This is a genomic window from Butyrivibrio fibrisolvens, from assembly GCF_023206215.1.
Taxonomy (GTDB): Bacteria; Bacillota; Clostridia; order Lachnospirales; family Lachnospiraceae; genus Butyrivibrio; species Butyrivibrio fibrisolvens_C.
Map to the genome: position 1 here is coordinate 2,770,510 of NZ_CP065800.1, position 18,393 is coordinate 2,788,902.

Consider the following 18,393-nt stretch of genomic DNA (forward strand, 5'->3'; position numbering starts at 1 on the left):
ATATAAAGAAGGAGGACATATTTATGAGTACATTGGTTACATTTTTTAGCGTAGGGGGAAGAACTGGTCAGGTCGCCAAGGACTTTGCCAAGAGCATAGGGGCGGATGTATTTGAGATAGCACCTGTAGAGCCTTATTCCAAGGCTGATATCAATTATCTTAATCCACTTTCAAGATGTAACAAGGAACAGATTGGAAGTAAGGATGTTCCTGTTGCAGGGAAGGTTGCAGATTTTGATAAGTATGATACAGTTTATGTCGGATTCCCGATATGGTACGCAGCTGCTCCAAGAGTAGTTTACACTTTCTGCAAGGACTATAACTGGGAAGGTAAGAAAGTATATGCATTTGCAACATCAGGTGGAAGCGGTATCGGTAAGACTGCAGAGAAGCTCTCTGAATATGTTAAGGGTGCATCATCTGTAGAAGCTAAGCTTGTACACAATGCTGACGAAGTACAGAACTGGTAATGTGATTGCAAGATTCACACCAACAGCTGATGCAGCAGATGCTTAAGCTTGCATCAAGTCACTTCTATGATCTGAATTAAACGGGGGCCAATCAGTACTAGTTAGTTACAGTGCTGATTGGCCACAATTGTATCCGGATTTATCAAAGGTAACAAGTATAAAAAGGTAATAATAATTAATAGAATTATGAGTACGAAAAGAACAGTAAAATCAACTTATTATAAAGATGAACAGTATAAGAGCCTTAAGCCCATAACTAAGAGCATAAGCCTTGTTTTTAAGATTATCGTTATATTATCTGCGTTAGTAGGAATATTTTTAAGCTACTATGCAGGCCGTGATTCCTTCATGGGCGGAAGCGTTGTATTTATGTATTTTACTATACAGTCTAATATTGCAATAGCTTTGATCAGTGTTATAGGAGCATATTTTTTATATACAAATAAAAGAATCAGTAAACTCTGGTACATTATCAAATTCGTTGGAACAGTATCGATCACTCTTACAGGAGTTGTATTTGGGCTTGTACTTGCGCCTACTCTTGGTGCACAGGCCTGGAATATTCAAAATACATTGACTCATCTTGTAGTGCCTGTTGCCGCTGTTATCGATTTCTTCGTAACAAGTAGTGTTCTTAACATTAAGAAAAGCTGTGTCTTTTATGTTACGATTCCGCCGGTTTTATATGCAATCTATGCCGGAGTCGGTTACGTAAGGGGATGGGAATTTGCAAACGGCATTAACTATCCATATTTTTTTCTTAACTGGGGAAGTAATGCCGGAGCTTTTGGATTTACCGACGAACTGCCGTTTATGGGAAGTGCGTGGTGGATACTGTTACTATTAGTCTTTTTATTAATAGTAGGGTACTGCTATCTGACAATAGCTGATTATATCAGAAATAAGTAATGAGAGGGTGTGTAGATCGTAGTATTGGAAATAATCGCCGCTGCACTTAATGGCAAATATATAAAGCGGTAATAACGATAATGCAATGCCGCGAAACGAGATACTGTAGTCAGATAATTGTTGATGGATATTGACTTGATCGGACATAACGCGAAAAGTTATAACTAAAACGCGTATTCGAAAACAAGATACATATTAGCGATTGTAAATAAATTATATTAAATATAAACTGACTAAGTCGGTTCTTGGTATACTATAAATATACAATGCGGATAAACGTTCACGCGAAAAGATGCGTTTTTAATGCTATAATTATTGATAGCGACTCAGAAAACATCTTATGTCATAGATGACAAAATGAGAAAATGACTTATCTAAAGTTGTATAGTTAGTAGGAGCTTTTTATGTCAGTAGAAAATGGTGAGTGGATCATGCATGGGGTATCATGGAATGATCCTGATTGCATACACACGGTGAGCGATCTTGAGAACTATATAGAGGAGATTGGATTCCTGCCGCTTTTTGGTAATGAAGTTGCGGGATTCTCTGTAGAGGAATGGACTGATCCTAAGTACTGGTGGACTGATATCGAAGCCAAGGATCCATGGAAGTGGCGTGAGATAATCGCAAGGCGCGGCAAGATTGCTTATGGCAAGTTTTTTGATAAAAAAGCCGGGTTCATCAGTCTTAAGTGGCTCCCTTATTTTGTAAACTATAGAAGGTCCGGATATGATTTTGATGCAAGATGGGAAGATGGCATGGCCAATCGCAGGGAGAAGTCTATCATGGATGTATATGTCTATGAGGATGAAAATGGCGATACTGTTTATAGTAACGAAAAGATTCTTTCCACAGAGCTTAAGAAAAGATGCGGTTTTGGCAAGGAAGGAAGTAAGAACTATCCTGGAATCGTAACAGGACTTCAGATGCAGACTTATCTTGTTATCACGGATTTTATCCGTAGGAAGAATAAGCGCGGAGAAGAATATGGAATGCCTGTATCTGTCATGATGAGCCCTGAGGCTGTATGGGGTAGGAATGTTGTGACGGCTGCCTATAAGGAAAAACCAGATGAGTCCTGGATGCGGATATTCGAGCATATCAAAGAGCTATATGGTGAATCTGATGATGCAGCAATAATTAAGATTATTGGCAAAAAGCCTTTATTCTGACGAAGCTACACTTTCCAAGATGATTGCAGCAGCCAATAAAAAGAAATATAAAGTTCTGGTTGCTATTGATGATATCTCTAAAACGCCTGAAATGGTAAAACTACTTTCGATGATAGGTTCTATGATACTTGAGGGAATGCAGATCTATCTGCTGGTGACAGGTCTATCAGAAAACATCGAAGAATTTTCATCCGAGAAAAATCAGACATTTTTTAAAAGAGCCGATTCCATTGAGATTAAGGCACTTAATAAATACGATATAACTGCGATGTATCAAAAGCTCTTAAAAGTAGATGCGCTGGAAGCCAAAAAGTTAGAGGAAGAAACAAATGGATACGCATATGCCTATCAGGTGCTTGGATCTTTATATTTTGTTAAAGCAAAAGAAGAAACAATAGATGATCTTATCCCGGAATATGAGAGGATTCTATTCAGGGATTCCTATGACCTTGTGTGGAAGTCTCTTAGCAAAGGAGAGAAAGAAGTCATCAGGTGCATATGCAGATCTAAAGATGGTAAAGCTGAGAATATCAAGAACCTGATGAAAAACAAATCAACTTATCCGGTGTATCGTAGCAGACTTCTAAATAAACACATAGTTGATGCTGAAGAAAGAGGATATATAAAGATCAGATTGCCAAGATTTGAAAGATTCGTAGAAATATGGGGCAACGAGTGATCATCACCTAAATGATAACTATTATCAATTAGATGATGATTAATGTTTTTGCGGTTTCGTGGGGATTTTGCTATTGTATAATAATGATGGCAATGGTATAAGTGATAACTTTAATATAAATGATATCTTTAGTATAAGTAATAGCGCTACAATATCATGGATTATTTAAGTACATCCGTGTGTTTTTACATTTTTTTGAAATCCTTACGACTTTATATAATAAGGCTATAGGCCAGGATACTTGGGAGATCGTATATGAAAAAGATGAATAAGAAAGTTGTTATTGCCACAACTCTTGGTATAGCAAGCATGGTACTTACAGCAGCCTGCGGTTATGGGCCGGCTACATATGAACCGGATGAGGACGATAGTTCTTACGAGACCACTGCCGATGATGATACAGATAGTATAAATAGTAAGAATAGTGGTAATGATGAGTCTTCACTGGACTACACCAAGGAAGATTATCCTGAACCCGAACCTGAAGACGTATATGGACCTCCGCTAGCGTACTGAATCAATAACTTAAGGAACTGTTTTATGAATAAGAATAAAATGAAACTATCCCACCTTGATCTGCAGCACGATCTGCGACTTAAGTTCTTTGAAAAGCCTATACTAAGACAGCTTTTCTTTGAACTTACACTAAATTGCAACGAGCACTGCTGGCACTGCGGATCAAGATGCGGTGATGTGCACTCAGATGAGATGCCACCGCAGCAGTGGAAAGAGATACTGGATCAGTTAAAAGAAGATTATGAAGGCGCTCTTCCACAGATCAATGTAACAGGAGGAGAGCCTTTATTATATTCAGGATTTGAAGAAGTTATGAGTTATGCTCATTCTTTGGGTTTTAAGTGGGGCATGACATCTAATGCTATCCTCATAACTCCGGAAGTTGCCCGGATGCTTAAAAGATGTGGCATGAACACGATCTCTGTAAGTATAGACGGCCTTCCTGAAACTCACGACAGGATCAGAGGCCTTAAAGGTGCTTATAAAAGAGCAATGGAGGGCATACAGAATCTCATAGATCTTCACTGCTTTGATAATATCATGGTTACAACTGTTGTAAATCATGAGACCATAGGAGAGTTAGAATCTCTATATAAGATCATGTGCGGCGTTGATATCGACTCCTGGCGTGTTATGGGCATAGAGCCAATAGGAAGAGCTCTAGAGCATCCAGAGCTTCTTCTTACAGATGATGATCATCGCACCATTATGGATTTTATACGCAGCAAAAGAGCTGATAACGATCCTGTAAGTTATGGCTGTTGCCACTATCTTGGCCTTGAATACGAAAGAGAAGTCAGGGACTGGTACTTTTTCTGCATGGCAGGAGTTACCGTGGCCAGTATCACTTCCACAGGTGATGTCTACGGATGCCTTGATATCGATAGATCTCAGCCCGGTATCATACAGGGCAATATCCACGAGAGAAGATTTTCAGATATCTGGAAAAATGAGTTTAAAGCATTCCGCTATGATAAGGGCATAGAGGATGAAAAATGTGCAAACTGCGCAGATCGTAAGTACTGTATGGGTGGAGCTTTCCATACCTGGGATTATGTATCTAAAACTCAGCGACTATGTCTTAAAAATGCATTGTTTCCATAAAAACATGAGGTTAAACATGAAAAAAAGAATTATTGGATCTATATTATTAGGAACAATTGTACTATCAGCCTGCTCTTCACCAAGTATGACCGATAGTTCTACAAGTGAATTCACAGAAAGCAGCTTAGATACTGCAAAAGAGTCTACAGAAGATTCGGGAAAATCTACAGAAGAACTATCTGCATCAGATAATTCTGCGTCTGATGATCGAGATGCATCTAATGATAGTTCTGATGAAAGCTTGACTGAAGCATCGAATAAAGCTTCAAATAAAGCTTCAAATGAATCATCAAGTGATATGCCTGAAGAAGATTCTAATACTACTGATGATGCAAAAGAAACTAAGAGAGCTGCTGCCAAAGAAGCTTCGAGCAGAGATAAAGACAGACTTATGAATAAAGCTGCTTTAGAAGCAGGAGCTTCAGGTGATGATTCTATAACATATCTAATAGCTGATTATGATGGCGACGGATCTGCAGAAGGTTTTGTGTACGTTGGAGAAGACGCTGATGAATATTCTGAGTGCTATGGCACAGTATATTATGTAGATGATGATGAATGTGATGTTGTAAAAAACGGCTATTTTAGCGGAGCTGATGTTCGGGATATTTTTAAAGAATACACAGTAGAAGACAGAGTTTTTATATGTCTGGAGGAGTCTTATACAACTTCTGTTAACTCCCTGATCTATTATATAGAAGATGGTACTTATAAAGAATCCTGCATATCAGGCCTTGGCTATTTCTATGAGAATACAGATATTGACGGATATTGTATTATTTATAATGTATATGACTATTTTTATGATTATGAAGCCGGACATGAATCTGAGGGAGTTTTTACAGGTCATACCTATAAAGACTATTACTTCTACTATGATCAAAAATCAGGAGATTTCAAAGAATATGTTGGCACTTTGATATCAGAAAAGGATCTTGCAAAGGCTTGCGGATTCGATCTTGCAGCACAGATTAAAAGTGAAGGATATGAGATAGGTGATATCTATAAGAGAGATAACGGTATCATCAATGTTAATTATTCCAAGACTACTCAGAATGATGATGGCAGCGGCACGATAGAATATCACAATGCAACTTTTGATGAAAACACCCAAAAGTTCGTTCCTTATGAAGGCTCTGATGAGACATGGCAGGAATCTGATTCTGGCGGAACATATGATGATTCTATTACAAAGTACAGGCAGTAATAAGATACTCAAACTTCCCCCTTTGGGGATACCGGTCCGTTCAAGTGGGAAGAATGAGTAAGATTTAAAAAACGTCGGGTATTAGGTAGTTAACTACAAAAACACTTCTTTCTTGGACAGAGCATCCAATAAAGAAGTGTTTTTGTATTTATAATATCTTTTGTATTGCCAAAATCATTATATAGCATGATAAAATAGATAATGTGAATATAATTATATGACTTCTTGAATATATATCAGAAACACGCATTTACTGCGTTGTTCGTCAGTCAAAAACATATTACTATCTATTGTCATAGTGTTTCAATGTATTGATGATCATGAAATCATCGTTGCAAAAATGAATAGTTTTAGGAGGTACAATATGTCGGATGGATCTAAGTATATTCCCTATGAATCAAGAACAGGTGCTGAATCTGTAGTTTATTTTACCAGAGATTTATCAGCTGAAGGTATCAAGAAGGCTTATGAAAGGGTCAATCAGAATATTACAGGTAAGATAGCTATAAAGCTTCATACAGGAGAGCCTAAAGGACCCAATATCATACCTTCTTCCTGGGTCAAAGAAGTGCTTGAAACCGAGGAAAGTCTTAAGAATGCAACAATTGTAGAGACCAACACTTTCTATAAGGGTGACAGATATACAACAGAAGATCATAGAAAGACTCTGTCTGTTAACGGATGGGACTTCACAACTGTTGATATTATGGATGAAGATGGCACTATCACACTTCCTGTTAAGGGTGGTAAGTGGTTCAAAGAGATGAGCCACGGTTCTCATATGACAGATTATGACTCTATGTTCGTCCTGACTCACTTCAAAGGCCATACAATGGGCGGTTTTGGCGGAAGTAATAAGAATATCGGCATTGGCTGCGCAGACGGTCGTGTGGGCAAGATGTGGATACATGCCAAGGATGGTAATGACTGGGGTGTTAATACAGAAGAACTCATGGAGAAGATAACAGAGTCTACAAAGGCTACGATAGACTATTTTGGCAAGCATATTACCTATGTCAATGTCATGAGGAATATGAGCGTATCCTGCGACTGTGAAGGTGTCGAGGCTATGCCTGTAGTTACTCCTGACGTTGGTATTCTGGCATCAACAGATATCTTGGCTGTAGATCAGGCCTGCGTAGATCTCATTTATGCCATGACAGAAGATGAGCACAGGGACATGATCGAGAGAATCGAGACAAGACATGGTCACAGACAGCTATCTTACATGAAAGAACTTGGCATGGGCAATGACAGGTACAAGCTGATCGATATCGATAACGGTGATGTAGAGATAAGCCGCGCTGATGCTGTGAAGGATCTCAAGCCATTTGTAAGGATGGATCCCAGGAAGTAAGACTTTATAGCTACTCTAAGCGCTACTTGGATGTTGCGGTATCATTTTACTGAGACGAACAGTATATTCCTTAATGATACTACAACATCCAAGTGTGAAGTTTTAGAACTTGATGCATTTTTTAGAAAGAGGCATCTACTATGGATAAGAAAACCACTTCTTCGAAGGATCAGGGATTGCAAGATTTAAAAGTAAAAAAGAGCCCAAAAGCTAAGGCTCTTGAAAATGCTTCGGAAGAAGTTTTGGCCAAGGCTATAAGGGATGCTATGGCAAAAGATAAAAGCAAATAACGATATTATACTGTAAATGTAGGACTTGTTACGCAGTCTCGTATTTTTGTTCTGTAAGGCTTTACTTAAACTTAAGTCATAAATACTAAGGAGGACATGGGAAATGGCAGACATTGCAGCAATCATCAAAAAGGTTAGTGAGAACAAGGAGCTTATGGCTCAGATAGCAAAAGCTGATGCTAAGCAGGCCAAGGATCTTCTTAAAAAGGCAAATATCGATGTTGCAGAAGAAGATATCAAGAAAGTTCAGGCTGCTGTAGCAGATGGAAAGCTTGATCTTGGCGATCTTAAAGACCTTGCAGGGGGACTATTCAAAAAGTAATATAAATCTAGTGGGCGGCATCGACGATGTCGCCTTTAGATTGTTTGTAAATCAGAGGAGTTTTCTAAGTTATAGCGAATGGATGTACTTCTTGACGTAAATGTTATTGCGAGTTGACCACCAAAGGAGTTTGTATGCTTCTATATCATACCGGTTTTAGTGAGATTCAAAATCCTGATATACATATTGGAAGAAAAAATGCTGATTTTGGCCAAGGTTTTTACTTGAGTCCTGACCTTGATTTTACACGCCGCTGGTCAAGGATACGTAATGATAGGAATACTTATATCAATACATATGAGCTTGATACGACAGATCTTAATGTCTTAAAGCTTGATCGTGACAGCAAGTGGTATGAGTATATCAATGCTAATAGAAATCATAAAGCTGATATATATTCCGAATATGATGTTATACAAGGTCCTATTGCTATAGATACTATATATGATATGTTCGGCATCACAACCAGCGGATATGTAGATTCTGATGCTGCGCTTAAGCTGCTATCTATAGGCCCGGTTTATACTCAGGTGACCATCAAAACAGAAAAAGGAGCTACCGCTCTTAAGTTCTTGTCATCTGAGATCATAGATGCGGCATTAGTTGAAAGATACAGAGATGTAGTCAAAAAGGAAGAAACGGCATTTCAGACAGAATTTGCAAAGGTGATGAACGAAGTATTGCCTTCATGAACCATATATTATATGACGTAAGGGTCAAAAGGGACTTTTGACACCTACATCATTATATAAATATGTCACAAAAGTATAAATTAATGTTTCCAAATGAATATTTTTATAAGAACACTTACTATATCCTTTATTTATCGAGAGAAGTTACAATTAACTTTGGAGGGTAAATATATGAAGAAAAAATTAGTAAGTGTTTTTTTGTCTGCTGCCATGACAATGGGGATCCTGGCAGGATGCGGTTCATCTGACACGACCGGCACAAACGCAAATGACAAGACGCAGTCTGAAACAGAAGATTCACAGTCAGGCGAAGTCGAGAGGATCAAGATATATCTTCCAACTTCCGGCAAATCTGATGATCTTGAAAATGTAACAGCAGCTGTCAATGAGATCACAAGGCAGGAGATTGGTGTAGAAGTTGAATTTCATGTCTATGAATTCGGTCAGTGGTTCCAGCAGTATTCTCTTTTCCTAAGTGGGACTGAAGATGTTGATATACTTGCTAACTACGGCGGATATCTAAATGCAGTATCACAGGGGGCTGCATATGATCTGACAGATCTGGTTCAGCAGTATGGTCAGGATATCATCGCTATGGAAGGTGACTTCTTAAAGAGTGGTGAAGTAAATGGTGTACAGTATGCGATTCCTATCTATGCTTCATATGCATGGACCATGGGTATCCTCTATAGAAGCGATGTTGTAGAAGAGCTTGGACTTCAGGACATGGTTGCCAATGTGAAGTCTCTCGAAGACTGGGGAGAGGTTTTGGAAGTTGTCAAAGAGAAAAAGCCTGAGATGACTCCTTTTGTAACCAACAATGGTAATTCAGCTCCTAACTTCCAGTATGGTACTTGGGATGATCTTGGCAATAACTACGGCGTACTCATGAACGGCGGTGAAGGATCTGAAGTAACTAACCTGTTCGAAACAGATGAATACGCACAGCTTTGCACAATCATGCATGATTGGTACAACAAGGGCTACACAAGTAAGGATATCCAGACACAGACAGATGGATTCCCTACCCTTACAAGGAACGATGCAGCATTTTCAACTCTGGGTCAGACAGATTTTAATACAAGTTTCTATCAGTCTACTACATGCGGTAAGCCTATCGATATCGTAATGCTTGGAACACCCGCTGCCAGAACTTATAACAATGTAACATATACTGTAATGTCCAATTCAGAACATGCAGAAGCTTGCATGAAGTTCCTTAACTTCTGGTTCTCAAATGAAGAGATTGGAACACTTATTGCATATGGCATCGAGGGAACACATTATAAACTTGATGAAAACGGAATGGGTGATTATATAGACGGACAGGATTCCTCTACATGTACATATCACCTTGGAAGTGGTATCTCCAATACTAACAGGATCCGCTGGAATACAGAAAATCCAGATTATGCTCAGCTCCTTATTGATAGCAATAACTCTGCTTTGAAGTCTTCAGCGCTTGGTTTTGCTTTTGACACATCATCTGTAGAAAACGAGATCACTCAGCTTGATAATGTATGCAGCAAATATCAGATTGGTCTTGAATGCGGAGCATTAGATCCGGCTACTGCACTTGAAGAGTTCAACAAAGAGCTTAAGGATGCAGGCCTTGACACAGTTATCGCTGAGAAACAGCGCCAGCTTGATGAGTTTTTAGCTAATTGATAATTTGCTTATATGAGCGCGCATCCATAAGATGTGCGCTCAATTTAAAAAGTGGCAATTGTCACAATAATCATCCGAAAATGGAGATAACATGAACAAGAAAAAAGTACTTAAATTAAGGCGATTCATTCCGTTTTATATAATGGCACTTCCTGCTATGATATATTTTTTTATAAACAATTACATACCGATGGGTGGTCTTATACTTGCATTTGAACACTATACAGTTAAGGGCGGAATCTTTGGAAGCCCTAAGGTAGGACTTTCCAACTTCAAGTTCCTGTTTCAAAGCTCTGACGCTTTTATAATGACAAGAAATACCATCCTGTACAATCTAAGTTTTATTATCCTTGGAACATGTCTGTCAATTCTGGTTGCATACCTTTTGCATGAACTCAAGAATAGTGTCTCCAGAAAAATATATCAGACAGTTATCCTGTTCCCAAGCCTTCTGTCCATCATCATCGTATCATATCTTGCAAATTCACTTCTGGCTGGTGACTCCGGATTTATCAATACTCATATTCTTATGCCACTGGGCTTTGAGAGCATATCTTTTTACAGCGAGCAGAAATGGTGGCCTTTCATATTGATATTCGTTCATATGTGGCAGATGATAGGAACCAACTGTATCTTATATCTTGCTAATATGTCTGCAATAGATCCCGGTTTATATGAGGCAGCAAGTCTTGACGGCGCCGGCAGGTTCCAGTGCTTTATAAAGATAACAGTTCCGTGCCTTATCCCTACCATCATCACGCTTACAATCCTTGCTGTAGGCAAGATCTTCAATTCAGATTTCGGCCTTTTCTATCAGGTGCCGATGAACAGCGGAGCTATAATTAATGTAACTCAGACCATTGATACCTACGTGTACAGAGGTCTTATGAATACCGCTAATATGGGTATGAGCGCAGCAGCATGTTTCTACCAGTCTGTAGTTGGATTTTGTCTTGTAATGCTTACCAATACGCTTGTTCGTAAGATCAGCAAAGAGAATGCGATGTTCTAGGAATCATCAAGGGGAGGTTATATTAATGGTCAAAAAAGATACATCTTTTCAGGTAATTGACAATATCATCATGATAATAATGTGTTTACTGGTATTGTTCCCTATAGGACTTCTTATCATGTCTTCGATGTTAGCAGAAAGTGATGTCATCAAATACGGATATTCACTATTGCCAAGGCAGTTTGACTTTACAGCATATAAATATATATTCGGTGAGGGCAGTATATTCCACTCATATTTTATAACTGTATCTGTTACAGTGATCGGTACTGTATTAAGCGTTATCATGACCACTATGATAGCATATACTCTTACAGTTCCGGGGCTTCCAGGCAAGAAAATAATCAGCTTCTATGTGCTTTTCACAATGCTGTTTTCCGGAGGACTTGTTCCAAGCTATATGATGTGGAGTAATATTTTCCATATCAAGAACACATATGGAGCGCTTATTTTTCCTTCGCTTCTATGCAGTGCTTTCCATATCATGATCACAAGGTCTTATTTCCAGAATAATATTCCGGGAGAGATTCTTGAAAGTGCCAGAATTGACGGCATGACAGAATTCGGTATTTTCTTTAAGATAGTTCTGCCTCTTAGTACACCAATAATCGCTACTATCGGATTCATGCGTGCTCTGATGTATTGGAACGACTGGACGAATAGTTTATACTATATTACAGACAAAAATCTTGTAAGTATTCAGGCTCTTCTTAATAATATGCTCACTAATGCTCAGTATCTGGCTCAGTCGATGGATGCTTCTATGGTTGCCACCGACTCGGCCAACGTACCATCGCTTACACTTAGAATGGCAGTAGCGGTTGTTGGAATGCTTCCTATGATCGCTCTGTATCCTTTCTTCCAGAAGTATTATATGAAAGGTCTCACAGTAGGAGCTGTTAAGGGGTAATTGCCGGCTTATAAGGAAAATATAGATTTAGGTGTCAAATAAGTTTTTGACACCTAATGGTATTTTAGGGGTTTATATGTTCAAAGAGGGTAGGACTTTTTCATTTAAGAAGATGGTCAGCAGTTTCTGGCTGATCGTATATCTTGTGACTGTTCTGATCTATGTTTTTACACAGATAGTCATCACAAGACAGTATACCAATAATATAGAAAAAAATATTAAGCTAAGCGTATCAGCCAGTGAAAAGGCCATAGAGAACTCTCTTGAAATGATAGATATGTATCTGTATCAGAGTTATTATATTAGAACTCCGGGCTCCATCTTCCAGTTATGTAATACCTATCTTAATGATGAAGATTATGTTGACAGACATGCCGCTTTGCAGGCACTAAGTCATATAGTGCAGGGAGTACAGTCGTGGACTGATAATGTATCTTTTGACATGCTCTATATAACATCAGAGGACAATGGTACATGGCTGGAAGCCGGAGATAATGAAAGCTTTACTGTTCGTGAAGCTTTAAAACAAGAATTATCAACAGATTCTGTATATCTTAGTGATTCAAGCCTTGGAAGATATATGGTATATGAAAGTGGTGATTCCAAATATCTTCTAAGAGTTATGAAATTTGACAGATGCTACTGCATAATAGGTCTTTCACAAAAGTCTATACTTGATATCCTGGCCAATGCAAGATATAACCAGAATGATATATGCTTTGCATCAGATGAAAATGGTGATCTTATATTTGCATCATCCAAGATATCCGATGCGCTTATAAAACCTGAAAACGATGGGGAGTATGTGTCAATTGGGGACAGTTCCTATCTGCAGGTTGGATATCAGTCCGAAAGCACAGGGTATTATTTTGGTATACTTACTTCGCGAAGCGCCATAGAAGGTGAGCTTCTTGGAACAAGGATTCTGTTTATGGTGATACTTGTCATCACTACGATACTACTTTTTACATCACGTCTTTTTGTAAAAAGATTCGTGGAAGATCCCATAACAGGCGGCATTAGAACCATGCATGAGATTGAGCAGGGAGATTTTGAATCATCTATAAATGTTAAAACTCCGATTACGGATTTCAGGATCCTTGCAGATTCATTCAATCATATGATCGACAAGATCAAAGCATTGAAGATCGAGAAGTATGAATCAGAGCTTGACGGCCAGAAAGCTACTATGCAGTATCTGCAGCTTCAGATCAAGCCGCATTTTTATGCCAATATGATGAATATCATATATTCACTGGCTCAGGCAGGGAACTTTGAGATGATACAGCACGTATCAAGAGCTATAGTCAATTATTCAAGGTACATGTTCACTGATGCTACCGATATGGTAGAACTGAGAAGAGAGCTGGAATTTCTTGACAGTTATATGGACATTCAGGAGATAAGATACAAGAAGCAGATAAAACTTGAAAAAGATATACCTGATGAACTTATAGAATCTCTGATTCCGCCTTTTATCATTCAGACATTTGTGGAAAATAGTGTTAAATATGCATTTAGCACAAAGAAGAGTTGTCTTATAAAGGTAAAAGTTAAACTAAGCGATGATAAGGAAAGCATGATCCTGACTATTCATGATAATGGAGAGGGGTATCCCGAAAGTTTACTTGATAATAGTTATAAGAATATGCATATAGAGGGTCATGTCGGACTTGTTAATGTCTATAGAAGATTGCAGATCATATATGATGACAAAGCTGATCTTAGGCTATGTAACGACAATGGCGCTCTTACGATCATTACGATTCCGTATATTGATCTAGGGAGTCATGATTATATCTGATAATTATAACCACAGGCCCAAAAATTTCCGGGAAGTTGTGGATTATCACGAAGGTGTTATATGAGAGAATTTAGTGTACTTCTAGTTGATGATGAAGAGCCGGCTCTTGAAGGTCTTGAAAAAGGCGTAGATTGGAAGAAGGTCGGTATATCAAAAATATATAAGTGTCATAGCAAGGATACTGCCATTAGAATGCTCAAGACTTATTCTATAGATATGGTGGTAACTGATATAGAAATGCCGGGAGGAAGCGGTATAGAACTGATCAGATGGGTTCATGAGAACAAAAACTATGTAGAATCAGTTTTCTATACAGGTCATGCTGAGTTCGAGTTCGTTCACGAGGCACTTCGTCTTGGAGTTACAGATTATCTTCTTAAACCTGTAGAATATGACACTTTGGAAAATATTCTTTTTGAAATGGAGAAGAAGATCTACGAAAGAGAGAAGTCGGTAGATCTTAAGGATATCGTTGAGGATCTTACTGATGAATCACAGATAGAAGTTGTCGATCAGGTCAAAAAGCTTATTGCAGAAAATATATCAGTCGGCAATCTGCAAAGAGAAGAGCTTGCCAATATGGTTCACATAAGTCCTGGTTATCTTAGCAGAATATTCAAAAAAGAGACCGGTATGTCTCTTTCTGATTATATTATCCAAAAGCGCATTACAATAGCCAAGCAGCTTCTTGCAAAAACTAATCTCCCTGTCACTACAATTGCGCAGAAGATTGGTCTTTCTTATGCGTCATATTTTACCAAACTTTTCAAAGAAAAAGTAAACATGACGCCGCAGGAATACAGGCAGAGCCAAAAAGCAAAAATATGAACTCTAATTAACTAAAATTTCCCATTTAGTGATGCCGGTCCATGATTGTGAGAGTTTTGAAGAAACGGAACAATCCTGTAGTCATATGGTATCAAAAGGAACTTTTGACACCTGCTTCATATTATTTATATAAATATCCGATATATTAGTATTAATGCCTAAATTGTGATATCATGAATGTAGTACCGCACAATACATATCACAATACCGTATTATATTCATTGTCTTTTTTGTTTTGCTTCACAAGATAATTCCTTTCCCAAGGTTCGACCGGGAAAGCTGAGTTATACATTCATTTTGAAAGGAGAAGGAATATGAAAAAGAAACTGGCATTAGTACTTGCGGGACTTCTGACATGTAGTCTTATCGGCTGTGGGGGATCAACAGATTCCGGAACAGATACACCCTCTGATGATACCCAGACCGGGAATACTCCTTCGCAGGAAGCTACCATGGAACTGGACGGAGATGATGTAGAAGATACTTCCGGCCTTGATGCTCTTATTGAAGCTGCAAAGGCTGAAGGCGAGCTTATCGTCTATGGTTCCTGCGAAGAAGAATATCTGGCTGCAGCCTGCGAACACTTCCAGGAACTTTACGGAATAACTGTTTCTTATCAGCGTCTGTCTACAGGCGAAGTTCAGAGTAAGATTGAAGAAGAAAACGGCAATCCATCAGGTGATGTATGGTTTGGCGGCACTACAGATCCTTATAACGTTGCTGCAGGAGAAGGCCTTCTAGAAGCTTATGAAGCTACAAATGCAAGCCATCTTATAAGCGATACCTACCGCGATGCAGACGGATACTGGTATGGCATCTACAAAGGAATCCTTGGATTTATGGTCAATAATGATGAGCTGGAACGTATGGGCCTTGATGCTCCTACTGACTGGCAGGATCTTCTTGATGAGAAATATCAGGGTCTTATCTGGCTTTCTAACTATAATACTGCCGGTACAGCCAAGCTTGTAGTTAACACAATGATCCAGAAATACGGTCATGACGAAGGTATTCAGTATCTTGTTGATCTTGATAAGAATATCGAAGTTTATACCAAATCAGGTTCCGGACCATCCAAGAATGTTGGTACAGGTGAATGCGTTATAGGTATTGGATTCTTACATGATGGTATCACTCAGATCGTTGATAACGGCTATGGCAATATCGGACTTGTTATCCCTTCATCCGGCACATCATTTGAAGTTGGTGCTACAGCTATTTTCAAGGGATGCGCTCATCCAAATGCAGCCAAGCTGTGGATCGAATATGCTCTTAGCCCTGAATGCGTAGAACTTGCAGCTCAGAACGGTTCTTATCAGTTCCTGGTACTTGATAATGTTGACCAGCCTGCAGTTGCTGCAGAGTTCGGTCTTGATCCTGAGAATGTCATGGATTATGACTTTGCAGATGCCAAAGAGAATACTACAACTTATGTAGAAGAAGTTATGGCAGCTCTAGGCAGCGCAGCAGATGATCGTTTCCAGACGGAATGATAGATATGTAAATGCAATTGATAAAAGAATCTTTTTATATCTAACCAAATCTATTTTTAGTATTGTAAAAGTATATGGCGGATGTTTCATAACAGCATCCGCCTTTTTAAATAATGACATTATGCAAAGTGCCATGCTTGAATTGCTGTTTTTAACACAATAGACCTATCATTCATTTGCTAATGGGGCAAGGAGGACTTGAGATGGCAAAAAGTCAAAGTGCCAGCCTTGATAGAAAAAAGCTGTTGGGCGATCCTATAATGGTTATGACCATTATTCTACTTATAGTATTTCTTACTGTGTTCATTCTATATCCGCTTGCAATCCTTCTGGTTGACAGCTTTATCTCTGAAGAAGGATTTACCCTTGAGATATTTAAAAGAATAATGGCTCTTGCGAATTTCAGAAGAGCTATAACCAATACATTAAAGGTGGGATTTCTGGTTGGAATAGCATCAGCTCTTATCGGACTTTTGTTTGCCTATGTCGAAGTATATGTCAAACTTCGTACAAGATTCATGGAAGTTTTGTTCAGGCTTGTATCGCTTCTTCCAGTAGTATCACCGCCTTTTGTCTTATCACTTTCTATGATCATGCTCTTTGGCAAAGCGGGTATTATCACAAGATTTCTTTTGAAAATATATGACAACAGCGTCTATGGCTTCTGGGGGATTGTTATAGTTCAGACTCTGACTTTTTTCCCGGTGTGTTATATGATGCTCAAGGGTCTTTTGAAAAATATAGATCCGTCTCTTGAAGAAGCTGCAAGAGATATGGGCGCTTCAAGATTTAAGGTATTCATGACTGTAACACTGCCTCTGGTACTTCCGGGGCTTGGAAATGCCTTTCTTGTTACTTTCATAGAGTCTATAGCTGACTTTGCAAATCCTATGATCATCGGAGGCTCTTATGATACTCTTGCAACAACTATCTATCTGCAGATAACCGGGGCTTATGACAAAGAGGGCGCCGCAGCTATGGCGGTAGTACTACTTACTATAACGCTTCTCATGTTTGTGGTTCAGAAATATTATCTTGAAGCTAAGAGCACAGCTACGCTTTCTGGTAAGGCATCAAGGCAGAGGATGCTCATAACAGAAAGGAGCGTGACTGTGCCGCTTTCTATCTTGTGCAGCGCTCTTGCTATTTTTGTAATCCTTATGTATATATGTGTTCCTTTTGGGGCTATGTTCCGTACTTGGGGATATGATTTTCATCTGACTTTTAAGTGGTTTGGACAGGTATTTAGTAAGTATAAAGGCTTTAAAGCTTTTAAGGACAGCTTCATCTTATCTCTTATATCGGCGCCGATCACAGCTCTTTTGTCCATGATAATATCTTATCTTGTTGTTAAGAGGAAATTTATAGCCAAGGGCTTTATAGAAGCTGTATCCATGCTTGCTATGGCAGTACCCGGCACTGTTCTTGGTATAGGTTACATAAGAGGCTTTTCAGGAGGACTTTTCGGAAGTGGTATACTGCAGGGACTGTATGGGACAGGCGCTATACTTGTGATCGTTTTTATAGTTCGAAGCCTTCCGACAGGCACCAGAAGCGGAATATCAGCCCTTCGCCAGATAGACAAAAGTATAGAAGAGTCTGCTTATGATATGGGTGCAGACAGCTTCAAAGTTTTTATGACTGTGACACTTCCTCTTATTAAGGACAGCTTCCTGAGCGGATTCGTTACATCTTTTGTAAGGAGTATAACAGCAATTAGTGCGATCATCCTTCTGGTTACGCCTTCGTATCTGCTTATCACAGTTCAGATCAATGAATTCGCAGAAAAGGGTTCCTATGGAATCGCCTGTGCATTTGCTTCAATCCTGATATTCATCACATACAGTTCTGTTCTTATCATGAACCTTGTGATTAAGCGATTCGGTACCAGCAGAAATGTAAACCTTGAATAACTCCAAAATAGTCCCTCGGGACGTAAACAAGGGACCAAAATTTTGCA

The 18,393-nt window shown here is 38.9% G+C and carries 18 protein-coding genes; all 18 read left to right on the forward strand.

The features are described 5' to 3' along the window. Nucleotides 1-23 precede the first annotated feature (23 nt). The 18 genes from I7804_RS11435 to I7804_RS11520 all read left to right on the forward strand — a co-directional run bounded on the left by I7804_RS11435 (nucleotide 24) and on the right by I7804_RS11520 (nucleotide 18,346). Nucleotides 24-470, forward strand: coding sequence for a flavodoxin (locus tag I7804_RS11435; RefSeq protein ID WP_074756230.1), 447 nt, complete (start codon nucleotides 24-26; stop codon nucleotides 468-470). Nucleotides 471-656: 186 nt separating this feature from the next. After that, nucleotides 657-1,379 (forward strand): Pr6Pr family membrane protein, encoded by a 723-nt coding sequence (locus tag I7804_RS11440; protein ID WP_248403584.1) that lies wholly within the window; start codon nucleotides 657-659, stop codon nucleotides 1,377-1,379. A gap of 404 nt (nucleotides 1,380-1,783) precedes the next feature. Next, nucleotides 1,784-2,551, forward strand: coding sequence for a hypothetical protein (locus I7804_RS11445; protein WP_248403586.1), 768 nt, complete (start codon nucleotides 1,784-1,786; stop codon nucleotides 2,549-2,551). Further along, nucleotides 2,529-3,230, forward strand: coding sequence for a hypothetical protein (locus I7804_RS11450; RefSeq protein ID WP_248403588.1), 702 nt, complete (start codon nucleotides 2,529-2,531; stop codon nucleotides 3,228-3,230). Before I7804_RS11445 ends, I7804_RS11450 begins: the two co-directional genes overlap by 23 nt. A gap of 255 nt (nucleotides 3,231-3,485) precedes the next feature. Further along, nucleotides 3,486-3,746: a hypothetical protein gene (locus tag I7804_RS11455; protein ID WP_248403589.1), complete on the forward strand. Its 261-nt coding sequence runs from the start codon at nucleotides 3,486-3,488 to the stop codon at nucleotides 3,744-3,746. Between the two features lie 24 nt (nucleotides 3,747-3,770). Beyond that, a complete protein-coding gene (locus I7804_RS11460; RefSeq protein WP_248403591.1) occupies nucleotides 3,771-4,850 on the forward strand; it encodes a radical SAM/SPASM domain-containing protein in 1,080 nt (359 codons plus the stop codon). A gap of 16 nt (nucleotides 4,851-4,866) precedes the next feature. Continuing rightward, nucleotides 4,867-6,057: a hypothetical protein gene (locus I7804_RS11465; protein WP_248403593.1), complete on the forward strand. Its 1,191-nt coding sequence runs from the start codon at nucleotides 4,867-4,869 to the stop codon at nucleotides 6,055-6,057. 364 nt (nucleotides 6,058-6,421) lie between these two features. Next, nucleotides 6,422-7,414, forward strand: a complete 993-nt coding sequence (locus I7804_RS11470) for a DUF362 domain-containing protein (RefSeq protein ID WP_248403595.1) — start codon at nucleotides 6,422-6,424, stop codon at nucleotides 7,412-7,414. A gap of 140 nt (nucleotides 7,415-7,554) precedes the next feature. After that, complete coding sequence (locus I7804_RS11475; protein WP_248403596.1) at nucleotides 7,555-7,704, forward strand: hypothetical protein; 150 nt, start codon at nucleotides 7,555-7,557, stop codon at nucleotides 7,702-7,704. 103 nt (nucleotides 7,705-7,807) lie between these two features. Next, nucleotides 7,808-8,026: a hypothetical protein gene (locus tag I7804_RS11480; RefSeq protein ID WP_022753199.1), complete on the forward strand. Its 219-nt coding sequence runs from the start codon at nucleotides 7,808-7,810 to the stop codon at nucleotides 8,024-8,026. 134 nt (nucleotides 8,027-8,160) lie between these two features. Continuing rightward, complete coding sequence (locus I7804_RS11485; protein ID WP_248403598.1) at nucleotides 8,161-8,718, forward strand: DUF3990 domain-containing protein; 558 nt, start codon at nucleotides 8,161-8,163, stop codon at nucleotides 8,716-8,718. 171 nt (nucleotides 8,719-8,889) lie between these two features. Further along, nucleotides 8,890-10,386, forward strand: coding sequence for an ABC transporter substrate-binding protein (locus I7804_RS11490; protein WP_248403600.1), 1,497 nt, complete (start codon nucleotides 8,890-8,892; stop codon nucleotides 10,384-10,386). A 91-nt stretch (nucleotides 10,387-10,477) separates the two neighbouring features. Next, on the forward strand, nucleotides 10,478-11,398 hold the full coding sequence (locus I7804_RS11495) for an ABC transporter permease (protein ID WP_027205972.1): 921 nt from the start codon (nucleotides 10,478-10,480) through the stop codon (nucleotides 11,396-11,398). Nucleotides 11,399-11,423: 25 nt separating this feature from the next. Beyond that, complete coding sequence (locus I7804_RS11500) at nucleotides 11,424-12,308, forward strand: carbohydrate ABC transporter permease (RefSeq protein WP_248403602.1); 885 nt, start codon at nucleotides 11,424-11,426, stop codon at nucleotides 12,306-12,308. Between the two features lie 76 nt (nucleotides 12,309-12,384). Next, a complete protein-coding gene (locus I7804_RS11505; protein WP_248403604.1) occupies nucleotides 12,385-14,112 on the forward strand; it encodes a sensor histidine kinase in 1,728 nt (575 codons plus the stop codon). A gap of 60 nt (nucleotides 14,113-14,172) precedes the next feature. Next, nucleotides 14,173-14,940, forward strand: a complete 768-nt coding sequence (locus I7804_RS11510) for a response regulator transcription factor (RefSeq protein WP_248403606.1) — start codon at nucleotides 14,173-14,175, stop codon at nucleotides 14,938-14,940. 314 nt (nucleotides 14,941-15,254) lie between these two features. Then, complete coding sequence (locus I7804_RS11515; protein ID WP_022758579.1) at nucleotides 15,255-16,433, forward strand: ABC transporter substrate-binding protein; 1,179 nt, start codon at nucleotides 15,255-15,257, stop codon at nucleotides 16,431-16,433. A 203-nt stretch (nucleotides 16,434-16,636) separates the two neighbouring features. Further along, the gene (locus I7804_RS11520; RefSeq protein ID WP_248403608.1) at nucleotides 16,637-18,346 is read left to right on the forward strand and encodes an ABC transporter permease; all 1,710 of its coding nucleotides are present in this window, start codon (nucleotides 16,637-16,639) and stop codon (nucleotides 18,344-18,346) included. Nucleotides 18,347-18,393 lie beyond the last annotated feature (47 nt).